The 19,371-nt window shown below is 39.6% G+C and carries 16 protein-coding genes; 3 read left to right on the forward strand and 13 right to left on the reverse strand.

Annotation, left to right across the window (positions count from 1 at the left end):
- Positions 1 to 10: 10 nt before the first annotated feature.
- Entirely contained in the window at positions 11 to 1,594 is a 1,584-nt protein-coding gene (locus tag QQK05_RS11240; protein WP_284298591.1) for an arylsulfatase, read from the reverse strand.
- A 338-nt stretch (positions 1,595 to 1,932) separates the two neighbouring features.
- Between QQK05_RS11240 and QQK05_RS11245 the strand changes: the two genes are divergently transcribed.
- A complete protein-coding gene (locus QQK05_RS11245) occupies positions 1,933 to 2,853 on the forward strand; it encodes a LysR substrate-binding domain-containing protein (RefSeq protein WP_284298593.1) in 921 nt (306 codons plus the stop codon).
- Positions 2,854 to 2,895: 42 nt separating this feature from the next.
- Here QQK05_RS11245 and QQK05_RS11250 read toward each other — a convergent pair whose 3' ends face one another.
- The 6 genes from QQK05_RS11250 to QQK05_RS11275 all read right to left on the reverse strand — a co-directional run bounded on the left by QQK05_RS11250 (position 2,896) and on the right by QQK05_RS11275 (position 5,715).
- A complete protein-coding gene (locus QQK05_RS11250; RefSeq protein WP_284298595.1) occupies positions 2,896 to 3,432 on the reverse strand; it encodes a hypothetical protein in 537 nt (178 codons plus the stop codon).
- Positions 3,433 to 3,443: 11 nt separating this feature from the next.
- Positions 3,444 to 3,656: a helix-turn-helix domain-containing protein gene (locus QQK05_RS11255; protein ID WP_284298597.1), complete on the reverse strand. Its 213-nt coding sequence runs from the start codon at positions 3,654 to 3,656 to the stop codon at positions 3,444 to 3,446.
- Between the two features lie 2 nt (positions 3,657 to 3,658).
- Positions 3,659 to 4,144 (reverse strand): DUF2975 domain-containing protein, encoded by a 486-nt coding sequence (locus QQK05_RS11260; protein WP_284298599.1) that lies wholly within the window; start codon positions 4,142 to 4,144, stop codon positions 3,659 to 3,661.
- A 295-nt stretch (positions 4,145 to 4,439) separates the two neighbouring features.
- Positions 4,440 to 4,907: a bacterioferritin gene (gene bfr, locus QQK05_RS11265; RefSeq protein WP_284298601.1), complete on the reverse strand. Its 468-nt coding sequence runs from the start codon at positions 4,905 to 4,907 to the stop codon at positions 4,440 to 4,442.
- A gap of 10 nt (positions 4,908 to 4,917) precedes the next feature.
- Positions 4,918 to 5,382 carry a bacterioferritin gene (gene bfr / locus QQK05_RS11270; RefSeq protein WP_284298603.1) on the reverse strand — a complete coding sequence of 155 codons (465 nt, stop codon included), beginning with the start codon at positions 5,380 to 5,382 and terminating at the stop codon, positions 4,918 to 4,920.
- A gap of 138 nt (positions 5,383 to 5,520) precedes the next feature.
- A complete protein-coding gene (locus QQK05_RS11275; protein ID WP_284298606.1) occupies positions 5,521 to 5,715 on the reverse strand; it encodes a (2Fe-2S)-binding protein in 195 nt (64 codons plus the stop codon).
- Positions 5,716 to 5,997: 282 nt separating this feature from the next.
- On the opposite strand from QQK05_RS11275, the gene QQK05_RS11280 reads away from it, so the two are divergent.
- Positions 5,998 to 6,525: a fasciclin domain-containing protein gene (locus QQK05_RS11280; RefSeq protein WP_284298609.1), complete on the forward strand. Its 528-nt coding sequence runs from the start codon at positions 5,998 to 6,000 to the stop codon at positions 6,523 to 6,525.
- Between the two features lie 56 nt (positions 6,526 to 6,581).
- Here QQK05_RS11280 and QQK05_RS11285 read toward each other — a convergent pair whose 3' ends face one another.
- The 3 genes from QQK05_RS11285 to QQK05_RS11295 all read right to left on the reverse strand — a co-directional run bounded on the left by QQK05_RS11285 (position 6,582) and on the right by QQK05_RS11295 (position 9,046).
- Positions 6,582 to 7,319: a substrate-binding periplasmic protein gene (locus tag QQK05_RS11285; protein ID WP_284298611.1), complete on the reverse strand. Its 738-nt coding sequence runs from the start codon at positions 7,317 to 7,319 to the stop codon at positions 6,582 to 6,584.
- Positions 7,320 to 7,481: 162 nt separating this feature from the next.
- Entirely contained in the window at positions 7,482 to 7,730 is a 249-nt protein-coding gene (locus QQK05_RS11290; protein ID WP_284298613.1) for a TIGR03643 family protein, read from the reverse strand.
- The gene (locus tag QQK05_RS11295; protein WP_284298615.1) at positions 7,727 to 9,046 is read right to left on the reverse strand and encodes an ABC1 kinase family protein; all 1,320 of its coding nucleotides are present in this window, start codon (positions 9,044 to 9,046) and stop codon (positions 7,727 to 7,729) included. Before QQK05_RS11295 ends, QQK05_RS11290 begins: the two co-directional genes overlap by 4 nt.
- 461 nt (positions 9,047 to 9,507) lie before the next feature.
- Between QQK05_RS11295 and QQK05_RS11300 the strand changes: the two genes are divergently transcribed.
- On the forward strand, positions 9,508 to 12,261 hold the full coding sequence (locus QQK05_RS11300) for an ATP-binding protein (RefSeq protein ID WP_284298617.1): 2,754 nt from the start codon (positions 9,508 to 9,510) through the stop codon (positions 12,259 to 12,261).
- Between the two features lie 16 nt (positions 12,262 to 12,277).
- On the opposite strand, the gene QQK05_RS11305 is transcribed toward QQK05_RS11300, so the two are convergent.
- From QQK05_RS11305 to QQK05_RS11315, 3 genes are all read right to left on the reverse strand, one after another.
- Positions 12,278 to 15,454, reverse strand: a complete 3,177-nt coding sequence (locus QQK05_RS11305; protein ID WP_284298619.1) for a ligand-binding sensor domain-containing protein — start codon at positions 15,452 to 15,454, stop codon at positions 12,278 to 12,280.
- An 81-nt stretch (positions 15,455 to 15,535) separates the two neighbouring features.
- Positions 15,536 to 17,242 (reverse strand): S8 family peptidase, encoded by a 1,707-nt coding sequence (locus tag QQK05_RS11310; protein ID WP_284298621.1) that lies wholly within the window; start codon positions 17,240 to 17,242, stop codon positions 15,536 to 15,538.
- A gap of 286 nt (positions 17,243 to 17,528) precedes the next feature.
- The gene (locus QQK05_RS11315) at positions 17,529 to 19,358 is read right to left on the reverse strand and encodes a S8 family serine peptidase (RefSeq protein WP_284298623.1); all 1,830 of its coding nucleotides are present in this window, start codon (positions 19,356 to 19,358) and stop codon (positions 17,529 to 17,531) included.
- Positions 19,359 to 19,371: the final 13 nt, after the last annotated feature.

The raw sequence follows: 19,371 nt of genomic DNA on the forward strand, positions 1-19,371 counted from the left end.
CTGTGCAAATCTATTTACTTAGTTTTTTCACCGCTGCATCAACCTCAGCAAGTGTCTTTTTCATTTGCTGATCGACTAAGAATTCATAATCAATACCTGAGGCAGATAACGAAGAGCCCGGCTGGAACGGATAACCTTTAATCGTTCCCATGAATTCTTTTACTTTCTTTTGAAGTGGTACAAACAGCCACATATTATCAGCATACCAGCGTAAATACATTTGTGATTCATCCCACATTTTTTCGTAAGGATCAGACTTTAAGTTAATGACAACTGGCCATGCTGGTGTCGTACGTACCGCTTGGTTAATCGCGCCCTCCTGCACAGCAAAGTGAGCCTTCCAATTCTCCCAACGCACAGCATTAAGCTGACCTGTCGCTGCGAAGTAAAAAATTGCATCACGAGGGGATTCTTTCGTACCGCCAGATAAATAGTCGGATAAGTCATACCCATCAAGGTGCACACGGAAATCTTTGCCATTTGCATGATAACCTTGCTTCATTTTCGACGGTAAGTCTTTGATCCCAGCAGCTGAAGCAAATGTAGGCATCCAATCTTCATGAGAAACGATACCATTTACTGTGCTGCCCGGTTTAATTTTACCAGGCCACTTAACGATTAGTGGCACACGGAACCCGCCTTCCCAAGTTGTTCCTTTTTCACCATGGAATGGAGTGATACCACCGTCTGGCCATGTAACAGTCTCTGCACCGTTATCGGTCGAGTACATTACAATAGTATTATCAGCGATACCTAAGTTATCTAGCTTATCTAACAAAATACCAACGTGATCGTCGTGTTCAACCATACCATCTGGATATAGCCCAATACCTGTTCTACCTTTTGCTTCCTCTTTTAAACGAGTCCAGACGTGCATGCGAGTCGTGTTATGCCATATAAAAAACGGCTTTTTCTCTTGATGTGCCTTGTCAATAAACTTCAAGGTTTCCGCTAAAAACTCTTCATCAGCTGTTTCCATTCGCTTGCGCGTCATTGGCCCGGTATCTTCGATACGGCCATCGGCAAATGACTTGATCACACCTCGTGGGCCATACGACTTACGAAAATCTGGATCTTTTGGGTAATAATAAGTTTCAGGCTCTTCTTCCGCATTTAAGTGATATAAATTGCCATAAAATTGGTCAAAACCGTGCTCGGTTGGTAAGTGATTATTTTGGTCACCAAAATGATTTTTACCATGCTGAGCTGTCATATACCCTTTGTTCTTTAGAACATCAGCAATAGTCGGTGTCCAGTCAGGAATGCCATGAGATGAGCCAGGCATGCCAATTGTTAACATGCCAGTACGAAATGGCTGTTGCCCCATCATGAATGCTGCACGTCCCGCCGTACAACTTTGTTGTGCATATGCATCGGTGAACATTGCGCCTTCATTAGCCAGCCGATCGATATTCGGCGTATGGTACCCCATAATACCGTGGTTATACGCACTGATATTGTGAACGCCAATATCATCGCCCCAAATAGCTAATATATTTGGCCGAGAAGTATCTGTTGTAGCATTAGCTAAGCCGGATGCTGCAATCAGACTGATCCCTAACGCTAGATGACTTAAGTTTTTCTTAATAGACATAAACCTATCCTATAAATTGTTGAAAATTCATTGCCAAACCTGCGGCTTGTCTTGATTTAAATGAGTTCGCCACTCTGATTCACCATTGCTATAAACTAAGCGTTGACTCCCTCTATTCGAGATAACTCAAAATAAATATAAAAATCAAAAGATTAGATTTATTTCTAACGTGTTGTTCAACGCAAATTATGGAAGGATTATAAGGAGCAGAAGCATGATAAAAAAATGAAAAGAAAAGACACAGGCATGAATTTAATTCATAGTAACAACTAATTACTAGCAGAACTTAGCGGTTTCATTAATAATAAATCTAAAATTTGACCAGTCCAAAGCACTCAATGAATAATTTTAGAGGCATAGATTTAAACCTCCTCGTTGTTTTCACGGTACTCATGAACGAACAAAACTTAACTCGTACCGGTGAAGAATTAGGAATGACCCAATCTGCCGTATCACATGCGTTAAAACGGTTACGAAGTCTTTACAACGATCCTTTGTTCGAGAGAAAAGCGGGTAAAATGGAACCAACCAGTAAAGCTAGGGCAGTTTATCCTCTCCTAAATCAGGTATTGCTTGATATTGGTAGTACTTTACCAATGAAGGAAGCTCAATCGCCAGATAAACTAAAACTCGAGTACAGAATCAATATAACAAACCCTTACAATGCTCACTTTATGAAACATATCGTCGAGTATTTTTATCGAAAGGCTCCTGGCATTACCTTAATCGTGACGAATAATGTCCTTAATGATCCTGTACAAGCACTTAGAAATAGGGAATACGATTTACATGTAGACATGTTGCCGTTGAACGATGAAAGCTGTCACTACACAAAAATATATAATGACCAAATTTGTATTATTGCAAACAAAGCACATCCTCGACTTGCGAACACCTATCAAATAACACTAGAACAATATTTAAACGAAAAGCATGGCGTTATTCTGCCTAGAAACACGACAAAAAACATCATTAGCTTATTCACTGAATTTCCATATGAACGAAAGATAGCATTCAAAAGTCAAAGCTTTGTCGATATTTTTAATGCAACTATCGCCACCGATATGATTTGTACTTTACCAACAACCTTAGCTCACTCTTTCAGTGAAACTCATGATTTTATAAGCTTTGCCCCACCTTTTGATTATAACGAACCAAGTGTGTATATGAGTTGGTATTGGGGGGTAGAATACTACCCTTCCCACCGCTGGTTACGAGATGAATTTCTTCAAGTTTATCAATCGCTAACAAAGTCTTGAAGCCATTCATCAATTCAAATGATTCAATAATACTGAGTTGAGTTAAACTATTTCCTGTTCATTTGGTGAAGACGCTATCGCTTTAACAGCCCAATAAAAGAATAAGCATACCGATACTGTAGCAAAGCCAACAATCGCCCATGCCGACACATCAAGAATATTGCCACTTTGAGTGAATTCTCCAGCGAAGGAATGTACGATAATGCCCATATACAGTGCCCAAGCACAATAAATGACACCTTGCGGCACTTTGACTTCACTTAACCAATCTACCTCATCTCCTCGGTACATTGTTTCTTCACCTGACATTGAAATATCAATAACAAATTTAGATTGTTTATCAATAATCCTTTCTTCATTCGATAGTGTAACTTGATATTCACCATCTGCGTACGATCTTACCATTCGACTTAACTTCAACCGTTGATTGTTGATAGTTATCTCAACTTCAGTCACGGAACTGAGGATATTTGTCGGCTTAGCAACAAGCTTATCACCAACAAACACTTTCTCTCGACCGAGTAAGTCAACAGTGTATTTAATCTCTTGTTCTTCATAGTTAAAAATGAACTCAATCATGATTTTCCCTCTTACTTTTCTTCTTCCTGATATTCCAAAACATCACCGGGTTGACACTTCAAATGGTGACAAATAGCTTCTAATGTCGAGAAGCGAATCGCTTTTGCACGGCCTGTTTTCAATACACTTAAGTTTTGAGCGGTGATACCGACAGCTTCGGCCAGGTCGTTTAATTTCATTTTTCGTTTTGCAAGCATCACATCTAAATTAACTATTACAGGCATAACTACACCGTTAATTCTTGTTCTTTCTCAAGTTCTCGAGAAATTTTGTGTGTTGCCGTACCTATGTGTAAAACATAACCAACGATGGAAATGGCTAAATCAACGCTAGCGAAATAGTCCATTAATGACAGCGCTCGATCAGATGTGAAGTAAAGTAAGCTAATCTCGATTGCCGGCTTAATCACCATCCCAAACAAAATGGCAAGTTTAGCGATAGTTTGCAGGATGTTGAGAGTATGGCTCGTGAAAAACTGCCCTTTTATATATAAATTGAAGACCTTGTGTAACAGCAATAGCAATAAGAAACTTACCGGAAAATCAACCAAGGCAGTCATTACAACTGGATCTTTTGTTGCTTCGATTAAACCATCTGTTGCAATAGATATTACCCCCATCATAAACATCAGAAATGTCATGAAGCCTAAAAACGATGTAAAGAAGTACATCTTGGTTTGATGAATCTGGCAATACTTTTGAAACGCAATCATATTTTCATCCTTTGGTGTTGCTGTTATTTGTTATTAAGTCCTAAAATCGATATTAACAATAATATAACAAAAACCAATATTCAATCATTTTTTATCGTTTTTCGATAAAACATATATTTTTAACATGATATAAAATAGAGCAACAATTAGATACACAAGGGGGAAGTAATATAAGTAGGAGCTCACAGCAAAGAAGTTTTCCTGTTTGGAAAACAACCGATAGCTACAAGGTATTGTGTTGAATTTTGGTGAATAATAAACACTAGGTGCTGCATTGCACAGCACCTAATAAAAATTACATTTGTGATTGCAAATAGTTACTCAAACCGATTTTGTTAATAAGGCCTAGTTGCTGTTCAAGCCAAAATGCATGGTCGGATTCTGTGTCATTAATCAAGGTTTGCAACATGTCGCGTGATACATAGTCCTGCTGATCTTCACATAGCGCCATAACCTCTTTCAATTTGGCATCTACGGCGTATTCTACGTTCAAATCACTCTGCAGCATTTCTGGTACTTCTTGACCAATAATGATTTCTGCGCGGGATTTCATATCTGGGATTCCCTCAAGAAATAAAATGCGTTCGATAAGCAATGACGCATGCCCTTTTTCATCGTCAAATTCATGGTCTATGCGCTCAAATAGCTTATTGAACCCCCAATCATGATACATTCTAGAGTGAATAAAATATTGGTCCATTGCTGCAAGTTCAAATGCTAGTAATTCATTTAACGCGGCTATAATTTGATTATTACCTTTCATCACGCTCTCCTTATAACTGCGCTTGTAGGTATTTCTCGATACCCATTTTCTCTATCTGATATTGCTGGGTTTCAATCCAATCAATATACTCTTCCTCACCATCGAGAATCTCAGTCAACATATCTCGACTAACATAATCTTGTTGGCTTTCGCACAAAGCGATGGCGTCTTGCAATGTTGTGCGCTGGTTAAGCTCAAACTTGTAATCACACTCAAGCATTTCAGGTGTCTCTTCACCGATTGATAGCTGCCCTAGTTGTTGTAAGTTTGGCAATCCTTCGAGGAATAAAATACGTTCAATAATTTTATCGGCTTGCTTCATATCGAGAATAGACTTTTTGTAGCATTTATCATTTAACTGAGAAAAACCCCAGTTCTTGTAGATTCGTGCATGTAAAAAGTATTGATTTATCGAGGTTAATTCTGAGGTTAGGACTTTGTTTAAAGTCGCAATAATCTCAGTGTTTGATTTCATGATATTGTCCTAGTTAGCGATCGACAATATCAGTATAGAAAGGATTAGCTATTTAGCAAAAAAAGCTAACAAGTTCAATAATATAAAAATGATAATGATTAGTAATAAGGTTTACTAACGTACTCGGAATTTATTCGATTAACCGACGTTTTCAAACAGGGATTCGTCGACAATTGTGTCATCAATCACCTGTTGTGTTAACTTAACACAAGTGCCACATTGAGATGCGATATCTAGCTTAGCTTTGAGTTCGCGGATCGAACCTACTCCTTGCTCTAGCACCATTTTCTTAATCTGCTTATCTGTAATACCTTTGCAGATACAAACGTACATAACCACCTCACCTCTACGTAAACGCAAGTGATAATAGTTCTTATTTATATAACGATCAAGCGATAATTTTTAACCAAACCATAAGTCATTAATCTATAAGTAAATTAACTTTAATGCCTAGTAGAAAAAACAAAATGAACATTTTTTAAACAAATTTTAATCTGATTTTTTCCTACATGCGTAAGAACAATTAACCGCGCGAGGTTGAAGGGAGAAAGCAGGATCGCTTCACCATAAATAACATGAAAATACACAAATTATTTATTACACAGGAACAATATCATGCAAAGCATAAAAGCAATTTTAGTTAAGTTAGTAACACCATTACTGCTACTCATCAGTCTTACGGTATCTGCAGGCGGTTACGGATACAAAAAGAAAGACATCGTTGACATCGCTGCCTCAAATGACACATTTTCAACACTTGTTGCGGCTGTAAAAGCGGCTGACTTGGTGAGCACACTCAAGAGCGACGGGCCATTTACCGTGTTTGCTCCAACCAACGAAGCATTTGCGAAACTACCCGCGGGTACGGTCGAAAATTTGTTGAAACCAGAAAATAAAGATCAACTCATTGCTATTTTGACCTACCATGTTGTACCAGGCAAAGTGTATGCGAAACAAGTTGTCAATATTGATAGCGCGACCTCGGTACAAGGCGCTGCCATTGATATTACCGCCATGAACGGAAAAGTTATGGTAGATAATGCGAACGTCATTAAGACGGACATAAAAGCGTCAAACGGTGTCATTCACGTGATTGACCAAGTGATATTACCAACCAATAAAGCAACAACGGCAAAGCGATAACCGGCATGTTGTAAAAAAGCCCGTGTAAAGCGGGCTTTTTGATAAGGCCAGGCATGTTAGTTTAATTTAACACGCATTTCATCTGACACTTCATACTTGTCCATAGCGACCTGATAGAAGCCACTTTTCATTCCCATACTGATAGCTTGATCAACGAGCTTTAACATCTTAATACTTTCAGGTTTATCTTTAGCAAACGCGACATGAAGGCTCCTGAGTTCCGCACGATATGGGTCAAACAAAAGCTCATGTTCAATATCACTCAACTCTGTATTTAAAAGGTATTGCCCATATCCTTTTGCCATAATAAAACGGTCAACCCTGCGGTTCTGCAACAATTGCAAGCCTCGTTGCGCAGTGGCAACGTTCAATAACTCTTCAGGCTTCAAATATGACAAGATCCTGTCGTTAGCACCTAGACGCACTGCAGCGATAACCTTGTCACCATCGGGGTTATCCCGATGAAAAAAACAGCCAAATACTTCGTAACCTAAAGGGTTAGATAATTCCGCCCATTGGTTTCGTTCGGCAAAGTTTGCAGCTAAAAAAAGCCCATGATTCTTGCCCGATTCAACTGAGGCTCTTGCTCTTGCCCATGGCGTTGGCACCGCTACTAATTTCACGCCTAATAGATCTAAGCTATTTTCCAAAAACTCCCAATTAGCCCGATAAATAGCATAATTATTATCCATCATTGCATGATGATCTGGCCCTACAGCAAAGCGCACGGTTGTTGCACTAACTGTATTGCAAAACATCAAAATGAGAATCAATGATAAGAAAAGTTTTTTCATGATAACGCCTAGAAAACCAACTTATACCTTAGGTCAATCGTACTTATTTACATGCGATGGTAGTTCACCATTACACCAAGGAATGTAATAAGTTTACGCGAAACCCTTTGAATTTTCGAGTTGACGCTAATGAATGTTTTTATGCAAACGTTTTCATGTAAATTAACGATGTTTATATTGAGTAGGACAGTAAGCACGTAAGTGGGTATCGGGGCTACGTTTTTTATGTTTTGTCTTTCGCCCAGACACCCGTGCTCGCCAATTTAGAAAACTTTTGCGATTTAATTCTCGACGCATTAACTTGGTCACGTCGCCTTCAGACAGGTTAAATGTTGCATGAATGGCCTCAAAAGGCGTTCTATCTTCCCACGCCATTTCAATGATTCTTGAAGTTTCTTCTGGTGTTTTCATAAGTTCTCTTTTGAAATGAAATAAGCCTCAAACAATTCTCTGACATTAACGCTTGCTTTTAATTTGTTCGCTAATAAATACAAGCCCGCAAGCTTACGGTGAATGAAGATAGCGTCTACCGGCGGAGTATGCCACTGGTTCTGCTGCTTATTAATCTTTAGTCCTTGATCCTTAATTCGTTGAGCTAAGTTACTCTCTGCAAAATCATAAGGTTCATCGTTGACCAGTGGTTCTGTCGCAAGTTGAAAAATAGCGAGAATGTCATTGAGGTAAGGTTCAGATATTGCGTCATTGAAAAAACCAATCTCACGCGCTGATTGAATCATTGCCTTAGTATCCTTGTGCAGACATGCGCTAATCAAGCGGCGATAACCTGTACTGACTTTCTCCGGTATTTCCCGAGTAGCGCCGAAATCAAGTAAGACGATTTTTCCTGAACTGTCTTGATATAAGTAATTCGCAAAATTTGGATCAGTTTGCATTAATTGAAAGGCAAAAAGCTCGTCAAAGAATAGCTCAATAAGGCGTTCGGCAATAAAGTTTCTAACCCCTTCTTCATGATGAATCGTGTGATGTATTTCTATTCCTTCAACATGCTCCATCGCCAATACCGTGTTGGTAGAAAGTTCATTAATCACTGCAGGAATAACGAAGTATTTGGCGTTAATTTTGGTTTGGTATCGTTTTGAGAAGCTCGCCTCTAATTGATAATCAGCTTCGTTCTTTAATTGCAACTTAGCTTCATGTAGCAGAGGTTCCATATCAATTTGTGGAGGTATCAATCCAGATAACTTAAGCAAAACTGCAACATTATCAACATCACTCTCTATCGCTTTAGCGACTCCCGGATATTGTATTTTTATTGCTAATTTTTCGCCTGAAAGCCCATATCCCAGGTGAACCTGACCAATAGAGGCTGCAGCAAACGGTCGAAGCTCCATATAACCGAGCTTATCTAACCAGTCTTTTCCCCACTGTTCCTCAATCGTATTCACTAACTGACTGTGTGGCATGGCGCTTCCACTTGAGCGCAACTTCTCTAGTAATTGACTGAGCTCAGGAGGTAAAAGCTCTCCTGCATCCATGGATAACAATTGCCCTAATTTCATCGCAGCGCCGCGCAACTCAGCAAGTTTGTCAGCGAGATTCCCAATGTTCTTAGGTTGCAAAATTAACGAATTTAGCGTGGGAGATTGACCACTGAGTTTTTTCTTCGTTCCATCGATAATAACGTTGCCGGTAACTTTAGCAAGCAAACCTCCGACAGATGCCAATCTCGACAACCTTGAAGTGGGTACCTTTTTATATCCACTCAAACCACACTCCTATTTTTTACCAATGGTTGGCATACGAGCTTAGTCTGGATTTTGATCAACATGAACAACCGTTAGTTTACAAGCCCCCCCTTAAAAATGTAAACTTGATGTTAATATGTTGTTATTATAAATTATGCGTAAAACAGAAGACTAAGGGACTAACAGTCAATCTTTCACTAATAACACAATAAAAAGTAGGAACTCGCTTGCCGTCATTCACCATCACCTCAATGTTTGCAGTTATATGCTTATTAGTGTTAATCCCCCATGCGACCGTGGCTAACTTTATCAACCAACCTTCATCTAATTTTTCGTTTTTTGGTTTGATTATTATTCAATTCATTTGCGTGTCTTTAATTTGGAAATGTTTTAAAAAAACAGATTCGCGTGCCTTTAAGCTATTTTGGCAATACATGCTTCTTGCCTTAATAACGCTATTGCTCGGAAGTGCAAATGAATTGATGACAAACGACATTAATAAGGTGCTTGTTGGTGACTTCACATCACTGCTCACCTACTTCTTTATTATTTTAGCGATTGAAAGTGCACCACACTTATCAAAGAAAGCCGACGAGAAATATATTGGAGGGCGAATACCTTCGATATTCTTTACCCTTGTTTGCTTCTGTTACTTCATTTTACTTTCTGCTCAATTCACACCTGATACTTATTTGAGTGGCCGAACATCAGCACTTTTTAACATAGTCATTAGCGGGCTCATTACCTACAGAATTTTGCTAAGCGTTATTGATAGCAAGGTTACATTTTGGCGTTATTTTTTCCTGGCTTTGTTGGTGGGGGCAATTGTATTGTGTTTTGCCAATATCAATAACTTCACTCGAATTATTAATAATACAGAGGTAGAGCGAACATATTTTTGTCAGTTGTTAAATCTGGCGCCATATGCTTTTTTAGCGCTAACAAGTGCTATCACGCTTATTACGAAAAAACAGAAAGCGACAACAAAAAAAGATATCATCGCTGAACCCTATATTCTGTTGCTGATGTTGCTTCCTATTAGCTTTCATTTAGTGGGTAAGGAACAGCAACTATTTTATATTGTTAACTCCAATTTACAAACGACGATAGTCTTATCCTGGGCCATTGCTGGTGCCCTGCTTATTTTGTTAAATGCCTTTTCCCGGCGAAATGGTGCTCAAGAAAGTCAGCAAAAGATTAACCATCTTTATCGAACCAATAGTGAATTAGAGCAGGTAAAAGATAGCTTACAAGAAGCACTCACGAATAGTGAATTCAAAGCCATTGTCAATGCTTCCAACAATGCGATATTAACGACATCTACCAATGGTCATATTTTGTCAGCTAACCCGGCTGCCGTGCAGATGTTTCAGAGCCTTGAACACGAGCTTCGTGGCACACCTGTGAGCCAACTCTTTGCTGAAAAAGATGAAATGCATTACTTTTTTGACTTTCAAAGTAATGTTTATTCATTACAACGTAAAGAAATAGGTATTTCTGTTGAATGTACATCACTGCGCTCTGATGGTACCGAATTCCCAGCGCAGGCCGAGTTACAGTGGGCAGACCGTGCGGACAAACCGCTTATTGTCATCACCTTTATCAATTTGTCAGCTCGAAAACATGCTGAAAAACTCGCCTTAGAATCAAAAGATAAGTTTATTGCCAATATCTCTCACGAGTTTAGAACACCATTAACAATCATTAATGGCGTAATCGACCGCTATATAGGTCAAGCAACACATGACCAAGCTAATGAAGACTTAACGACTGCCAAACGAAACGGTTTAAGACTGGTTCGAATGGTTGAACAGCTACTAGAGTTATCTCGTTTGACTGACAACCCTGAGTTTACTTTCAATACTTATCGCTTAAAAACCCTTATGACCATGCCAATAGATTCGTTTAGTCAATTAGCGAGTCAAAATGAGCTGACGTTCGAAAGCAAAGTACCAGATGACCTCTGGCTTGATTGTGATGCGCAAGCGTTTGAAAAAATCATTTTTAATTTACTCGCTAATGCGATTAAGTACACGCCTAAAGGTGGAAAAGTGCAAGTGCTTGCGTATAGCGAAAATGACACGATTTTCCTCGACGTCATCGACTCAGGAATAGGCATTAACAAGAATTCTCAATCAACAATCTTCGAGCGATTTCAACGGGCTGACGATGTGAAAAACAAAGCAACCTTTGGAGTTGGAATTGGTCTGTCGTTAGTGCATGAGTTAGTAAAAGCCCATGATTGGCGAATAGGATTAACAAGTGAATATGGCCAAGGTAGTAAGTTTACATTGTCGATACCACTAGCAAGTGCAGTAGATACCGAAATCGATGTAGAAATGAGCTTATCTGAAAATGAGGTTAGCTCTCTCTTAACCGAACAGCGTTCTGCTTCCAGCACGCAGGTAAATCACTCTCATCAGGTTGTCTTAGTTATAGAGGATAACTTAGACATGCAAAGCCACATAAAACAAGTAATTGAACAGCATCATCACTGTATTTTGGCAGGCAGTGGAGAGCTTGGTCTTGAATTAGCTCAAGAATACATTCCCGATCTTATAGTGTGCGATTTAATGTTAACCGGAATTGACGGTTTTGAAGTTTTGTCGGAGCTTAAAAATAACGACATAACTGCGCACATTCCCGTTATTCTACTAACGGCTCGATCAGACTTAGAAAGTCGATTACAAGGGCTTAATTTAAATGCCGATGAATACTTAAGTAAGCCATTTAACCATCATGAACTCTTGTCACGCATTCAGAACCTAATTGATAATCGCATTCGTCTGCAAAAGCGCTATGTAGAAAGCTATGTTGATGGGCAAAAAGCACAAAAAATGTCAGTAAGCTATCAAAACGCAAATGCAATGACTGAGCAATCTATCGATAGTGTTAGTGCAGAAGAAAAGTTCTTACATAAACTTGAATCTTTGATTGCCAAACATTACGCCGAACCAAAATTAGACATTTCTTTTTTAGCTGACAATATGGCGATGAGTGAACGCCAACTACAGCGAAAAATAAAAGTGATACTGGGTACAACGCCAAATAACTTTATAAAAGAGTTTAGAATTAGCAAAGCTAAGGAGCTCCTAGCCAATGGCTCTCAAATAGGCCGTATAGCGCTTGACATAGGCTTTTCTTCGCAAACGTACTTTGGTCGATGCTTTAAAGAAAGTACAGGGATGACACCCAAGCAATTCCAGCAAGAGATAAAACAGTCAACATCCGAATAATGTTGAACTAAGAAACTTAATTTTGCTTTATTTGTGTGAGGTTATTTAGCTCTTTAATCGACCTTTGTTTAATTACATCGAGATAATTAAATGGTTGCACTTTAGGACCGTATAGTCCTATCCACTGGCATTTTTCCTGTTTAGCTAGGCCAAGAGCGTGTTCTGTCATCGCACTCACTTGATCCCAACTAAGTGCCATTGGTTGTTCAAAATTAAATGGATAAAAAGAGTAAGCCACATCGGCTTTGAGCTCCTCTCCTATGGCTTGCTCACAGCGCGATGTCAGTCTTTCAGCTAATTCTCGGGCATTATTTTCTTTCTCAAAACCTATTATCACAAACGTGTCGTCTGCCCACCGAATAACAAGGTCATCATTGTTACGGCTATATAGTAAAAAGTCTGACAAGTTAACCAATTGACTATTAGTAATAGATGATTGGCTTGAAACTTTTACCATCAATAAATAAAGTCTGGGTAAAATATGGCGCTGTACAGGAAGCAAATTTTCATGGATTTGTGTCATTAGTTGTGTCGCTTGCTCAATATATATATCGAGATATCGACGACTTTTCACGCCTGTTACTTTATCGGTGGTTGCAGCTTCCTCTAGTAAGTGATTAGCTTGTTCAAGTTCGATATTCTTCGACATAAATTCTTGTGTCTTGTTATGAACCTGTTGCTTCAAATACTCTTTTTGCTCCTGCTCAATCACTAACTTTCTGTTTAAGAATCGTGAATAGGACAGTAAAGCGATCGCTACAACCAATGCATAAAGTAGATATGCCCACCATGTATGCCATGGTGCGGGCATTACGTGAATGTTCAATGATAAACCTGGCGAGCTCCATGAGCTTTCGTTTACCCCTGCAATAATCTCCAATTGATAGCTTCCTGAGGGCAAGTTGGTATAGGTTGCACGTCGAGATTTACCTGCATCAATCCATTCTTCATCAAACCCTTTCAATCGATATTTGTATCTTGTGGACTCAGGTGACGAATAATGAAGACCAACGTATTCAAATGAGACAATTTGATCAGTGTACGTCAAGGTTAAATCGGTAAGCTCAGATAATGGAACATTTAACTCCATGGCTTCATTTAACTTGAGAATATTAGTTAATCTGACTTCTGGTGGTGTCACGTAAGAATCAATATTCTCAGGCTCAATACTGTTAAATCCCTTACCGGAGCCAAAAAACAATTTGTTGTCCAGACTTTTAAATGCAGAGCCATGGGTGAATTCCAAATCAACTAAACCATGATTAAGACCAAAGTGCTTAAAGCTCATATTCTGCTGAGAATAACGGGATATACCTTTACTCGTGGTAAACCAAATATCACCGTTTAAATCCTGTAAAATTCCATAAATCGTCATGCTTTTCATGCCATCGGTAGAATTTATCTGCTCAAATAAGAATTCATTCTTTAATCGGCGCTCTTTGGTTAGTATGTTCAACCCTGTCGTTTGCGTACCAACCCATAGTTTACCCTCATCATCTAGGAGCATAATCCAAGTAAAATCATCAGATAAACTCTGCGGGTCATTGTCATCATGACGAAGGTGCAAAAAGGAGCTTGATTTGTGCGAATATCGGCTTAAACCACCACCAAAAGTAGCTGCCCAAATAAAGCCTTGTTCATCTTCAAGTAGCTGCAAAATATGATTACTTGAGGGGCCAAGCTCCGGTGTTGCATCATTTTTGGTAAATCGATGGAACGTTCCATCTAATTTGAGCAAATTCAATCCATTATGAAAGGTAGATACCCATAAGTTACCCCGTTTATCTTTGATGATGTCGGTCACACTGTTAGCAGACAAAGAGCTCTCGTTTTTTGGGTCATGTAAGTAGCTCCTTACTTCTCCGGAAGATAATGACATTTCATGCAAACCGGAAGCACGAGTTCCAACCCATAGCTTGTCGCCATCAACATACAGGCTCATCACACGCAATGAATCAAAATACCCACCGTCACTCAGCTTTTCTATAGCTTGATCATAAGTAGACATTTTGTAGATGCCACCTGCATAGGTACTGAATAAAATCGAGGTTTGGTTAAGTTGTGCAAAGCTCGTGACATTATTATTAGTCATGACAGGGTTAGTGTGAGACGTGAACTGACTGAAAGTCGCAATATTGGGGTCCCAACGATTGACGCCAGTAAACGTACCTACCCACATCATCTGATTTTTATCTTCGAAGAACGTCAGTATGTAGTCATTACTTAAACTGAACGGATTTTGAGGCGAATGGCGATGATGATTAAATCGCTGCTCTCGATGTTCAAAAATGGATAAACCATTATCAGTCGCAACCCAAATATTATTGTTTGAGTCCTGATAAATATGATTGATCGTATTGCTTGTCAGGTCGGTGTTACCTGTTTCAGAATAAAGATAATGAACGAAGTCATTTGAGTTTGCACTATAACGCAGCAAGCCTTTATCTTCGGTTCCTATCCAAACTTGTCCCTGATTATCTGCATATAAAGCACTTACAAATTTATTCACATATTGGCTTTTTGTACTATCGCCATATTTTATTGACTTGATAAAGTTACCATTCAAATCAAATACCGAAATTCCACCACCGTTTGTGCCAACCCAAATATGATTTTCAAATGTCTGAGTAATTGCATGTACCGTGTTATGGGTCAAGCTATTTGGATTACCAAGCTGCTGACGAACCTGTTTAACCTGCCATTGGCCATCGACTACGCTTAAAATATTTAAACCGTCGGCAGTACCAACCCAGATATTGCCATTAGTATCTTCAAATAGCGCATTAACCGTATCGTTACTTAGTGCTCTGAGTTTTTGCTTAGTCGTAAAGTGAAGAAAGTCTTGTGTCGCTTCTTGATAAAGGTTCAATCCACCACCAAACGTACCAACCCAAAGTCTCTGTTTATTATCAATAATCAATCGGCTAATAACGTTCGAACTTAGTGAATTAGGGCGACTTTTATCGTGATAAAAACTGACAGTTTGATGACCATCAAAACGATCTAAGCCTTCTGATGAACCAAACCAAATAAAACCATCTTTGTCTTGTGCAATTGCTCGGACAAAACTATAGGACATAGGGTTATCGATACCAAAGTTCTTAAAGTGTTTAATTTCCTGTGCAACCAATGGCATGCCGAGGCAATATACGGCTAATACAAGTGTCAAAACATAAGAATGTAAGCGATACATAGGTCTAGTCCTATAACAACAAGGCTTGTTAATTACTTATAAAAAGAAAAGCCACTGTTGTAAACAGTGGCTTAAGATATTTTATTCAGGTTCAACCCAATTATTAATACTAATTGGTGCTGCGTTATGGTCATGGAGATTTAGTCGCCAGATTACTGCATCTGTTTCAAAATTCAATCGCCAAATTACAGCATCTGTTTCAAAAGCTAAACGCCAGATTACTGCATCTGTTGATGCCATATTTTTCCAGTCCATAGGATTATCATCATAGTTAAGACGCCAGATTACCGCATCATTTTCCAAAGCGCTTTCATCAATTTTCCAAACATACTCATCACCTAGACCTTCAACATAAAAGTGACCATCTTCATTAATGTTTGCAGGACCATAGAAATGTTCTTCGCCAGCCAAATCTTTTGCAATATCAAGTGATTGGTTCGCACAGTTAGATGCAGTACTTTTTAATGCATCACGCGCATTTACGACACCAGAACCCTGCTGGAAAACACTGTAGGCAATTTTACCTTCACTATTTAATGCGGTGTGTGCGCTATCAATTAATCGACATTTCACTTCGTCCGGTGTCAAGCTTGGATCTTGCGAAATCATTAATGCAGCAACGCCAGAAACAACAGCTGCCGCTTGCGATGTTCCAGACATTTCAAAATATTTACCACCATCATGGTATTCTGGATGGTCGCTAACTATTTTCGTATTAAATGCCATTAAACCTGCAACATGACCGCCTGGAGCAACAAGATCAGGCTTTACAAATCCCGCTGGTGTTGGGCCAGCAGCGCTGAATGTTGCAATCTTGTCGTCATTGAAGTTCATTTCAGTAAAATTATCAGTCATTGCACCGACAGTGATAATGTACGGAACGTTACCTGGAACTCCAATAGTCATAGGGTCAGGTCCGTTGTTACCTGCCGATGCAACAACCACAATACCTTCTTGCCATGCTTTCATTACAGCTTGGTTTAGCGGATCTTCCCAGTAGTATGAACGCTGCTGACCACCAAATGACATATTTAAGACACGCAAGTTAATCTGATCTTTATAGGAAATTGCCCATTCGATTCCACGGATTACATCGGCATAGGTGGCTTTACCATCAGAATCAAACGCTTTAATGCCAACAATTGCAGCATTAGGTGCTACGCCATAAATTTTTCCATATACATCGTAATCAGCATTGCCTGCTACACTGGCTACGTGTGTACCATGTCCACTTTCTTCATTACTGTAGTTACTTAATGTATTGGTAATGGCATCATACGTCCCCCAGAACTTATCTCTACCATACAAGTCAGTAGCTAAACCCAAGCCTGATGAGGTACCGGGAAGAGAATCAATACCTGTATCTAAAAAACCAATCGTAACACCATCGCCAAAATTACGAATCATGTGTGCATAGTCAGCATCAATGTAACTAGGGATCACAGCTTTGGGCTGCCATTTACGCTTACCCCATGCATTGCCGTTAGTTAGCTCTACTTGATAGTTTTCGGTAATCGATAAGCCTTTATTTTGCTTAAGTACTGCCAATTGTTCAGCCGTTAGTGGAACAGCAATCGCATTGATAATTGAAAGGTCATGCGTTGGTGTTAAATCAAGTTGCTTTATGACCTCATTTAATTGGTGGTTGCTTTTTGACTTAACAATATACGAAGTCGTTTTACGTTCACTCACTCGCTCATCAGCGCTTGGTGTAAACCAAAACACTGAAGCAATAATCGCAACTAACGACACAAGACTTGTTTGCTTCAATCTAGAGTTGTTCTTCATATTCACTCCCTATGCCCAATACTTCATTAAAAATAATCACTTATTCTTTATAAACATTAGGGTGACTAGCTTTATTACCGTTGTTTTGTCTTTTATTAACACAGTCATTGTTAACAAATTGTAACAAAACATTTAACTGCAACATAAACTAATCCCCAACACAGCTCAATAGTTTTTTAATTCTCGAAATCTTTTGAGCGCTAAAAACAAAAACATCCAGCCCACAAAGTGAGCTGGATAAAAAGTACTTTGGGAACTACTTCAAGTACTTATTAGCTTTCTAAAGTTAGAATGTCACCGTGACTTCAGCCGAACAATTATTTGTTCCTTGATCACACACCTGGTATGTAAACGTACCCGATGATCTAAAGCTATCGCGGTAAGCGCCATCATTTGCAGTTGTAGATAGTAATGAGCTATTGCGGTAAATATCGACACTTGATGTTGACGCACCTGACCAACTTAAATCGACATAGTTCTTACCTTTTGCGCGACCTGTAGATGTATCTAACGTAATGTCACCTGATGGAGGTGGTGTTACGTCACCGCCACAACCATTTTGTGTTAAATAGTCGTGCGCAGCTTTCGCTTTAACAATACCGTGACCAAAGTAAACATCGTGGCCTTGAGCGCCGCTATCTTGCGCCGTTGCTTTTAATGCTTCACGAATCTCAGTACCTGTACAACCGTTATGATTTGACCAAACAAGCGCAGCGATACCTGATACCGCAGGTGTTGCCATCGAAGTCCCGCTCATAAAGCCGTAATCACTTGTACCGATGTTAATTGTCGCAGTACTAGCCGCTAACAATGCGCTACGGTCTTCAAATGCAGCACCAACTGCTGGGATAGAAGTCGCATTCGTATCACCTAATGTGCCGTACAACATACCCGCTTCGTTATTAACAATAATTGCACCCACACCACCTGAGTTTTCACAATTCTGCACTTTGTCATGGAAAGAAATTGCGCCTCGGTCAATCAAACAAATATTGCCGTTTGCACCAGCATCTGTAGACTCAGCAGTCCCCATGAAATACAGGTTTCCGTTAACATTGCCCGAATTTTCCATTGAAGAAGATGCGAAAGCTTGGCCGTCTGCACTCATTGATGCACTAGTTGCCATACCAGCAGGGTAAGTTGACAATGTATCCACACCACCTGCTGTAACCTCAACACAAACCGTTTCGTCAGTTGTTGTCGTTTGGCGCTTTCCGCGTCCCGTTGTTACTGTACAACTTGGGTGTTGAGAGAAGTCTGCAATTGCGTTGTTGTTGTCATTAGCACCAACCATCATCACTGATGAGTACCCTGCAGGGTATGAACGTACAGAGTTGCCATCATTACCAGCGGCCGCTAATACTAAACCACCTGCTTCAGTAAATGATTTGAAAGCGTTCTCTTCAGTGCTGTTTGCACCGCCGCCGCCCAAGCTCATGCTGATGATATTTGCACCTGCTTGAGAACATTTGTCTGCTGCATGTGCTAGGTCAGATGAATAACCCCAACCGTCTGCGTTAAATACTTTAATGATGTGCATATCAACACCTGGCGCCATACCAACAACACCGATGTTGTTATCTGCAGCACCTACAGTACCAGCTACGTGTGTCCCATGTGGACCACCGTGCTCATCCCAGTTACCAGTACCAGAATCGTTATCACCCGTTATGTTATTCCACACGAAATCTTGATTTGATCGATCTAAGCCTGAGTCAATCACACAAACTTTCATGCCTGCATTGGCAACAAAATTGACCTGATCTGCTTGAGACTGATAAACAGCATAAGGCGTCAGCTGCTCAGTCATAGGATTACCTAAGTCATCACTGTAAGCTGAAAACAGCACACGACGGTGGTCTTCTTCAATTAATTGAATGTGAGGGTTATTCATTAACCCTTTTACATCTTCTAGGTTTTTACCCGCAAATGAAGCAGCAAAAAAGCCATTACCATCTACTTTGAATTCTGCACCAAGTTGTTTAGCTAACGCTTTTACTACGCCTTTTTTGCTCTCATCAACTTTGATAATGTATCGGTCATCAGCTGCTTGAGCTGAAAATGCTACTGATAATGCAGCCGCTAAAGCCGTGGTGGTGAATTTGTTCATTTTCATAAAATACCTACCT

Origin of the sequence: Thalassotalea loyana, assembly GCF_030161435.1 — a bacterium.
Classification (GTDB): domain Bacteria; phylum Pseudomonadota; class Gammaproteobacteria; order Enterobacterales; family Alteromonadaceae; genus Thalassotalea_G; species Thalassotalea_G loyana.

Coding starts and splice junctions, on each gene's coding strand:
- QQK05_RS11240 (WP_284298591.1), bottom strand. CDS start 1,594: ATGTCTATTAAGAAAAACTTAAGTCATCTAGCGTTAGGGATCAGTCTG.
- QQK05_RS11245 (WP_284298593.1), top strand. CDS start 1,933: ATGAATAATTTTAGAGGCATAGATTTAAACCTCCTCGTTGTTTTCACG.
- QQK05_RS11250 (WP_284298595.1), bottom strand. CDS start 3,432: ATGATTGAGTTCATTTTTAACTATGAAGAACAAGAGATTAAATACACT.
- QQK05_RS11255 (WP_284298597.1), bottom strand. CDS start 3,656: ATGCCTGTAATAGTTAATTTAGATGTGATGCTTGCAAAACGAAAAATG.
- QQK05_RS11260 (WP_284298599.1), bottom strand. CDS start 4,144: ATGATTGCGTTTCAAAAGTATTGCCAGATTCATCAAACCAAGATGTAC.
- bfr (WP_284298601.1), bottom strand. CDS start 4,907: ATGAAAGGTAATAATCAAATTATAGCCGCGTTAAATGAATTACTAGCA.
- bfr (WP_284298603.1), bottom strand. CDS start 5,382: ATGAAATCAAACACTGAGATTATTGCGACTTTAAACAAAGTCCTAACC.
- QQK05_RS11275 (WP_284298606.1), bottom strand. CDS start 5,715: ATGTACGTTTGTATCTGCAAAGGTATTACAGATAAGCAGATTAAGAAA.
- QQK05_RS11280 (WP_284298609.1), top strand. CDS start 5,998: ATGCAAAGCATAAAAGCAATTTTAGTTAAGTTAGTAACACCATTACTG.
- QQK05_RS11285 (WP_284298611.1), bottom strand. CDS start 7,319: ATGAAAAAACTTTTCTTATCATTGATTCTCATTTTGATGTTTTGCAAT.
- QQK05_RS11290 (WP_284298613.1), bottom strand. CDS start 7,730: ATGAAAACACCAGAAGAAACTTCAAGAATCATTGAAATGGCGTGGGAA.
- QQK05_RS11300 (WP_284298617.1), top strand. CDS start 9,508: ATGACAAACGACATTAATAAGGTGCTTGTTGGTGACTTCACATCACTG.
- QQK05_RS11305 (WP_284298619.1), bottom strand. CDS start 15,454: ATGTATCGCTTACATTCTTATGTTTTGACACTTGTATTAGCCGTATAT.
- QQK05_RS11310 (WP_284298621.1), bottom strand. CDS start 17,242: ATGAAGAACAACTCTAGATTGAAGCAAACAAGTCTTGTGTCGTTAGTT.
- QQK05_RS11315 (WP_284298623.1), bottom strand. CDS start 19,358: ATGAAAATGAACAAATTCACCACCACGGCTTTAGCGGCTGCATTATCA.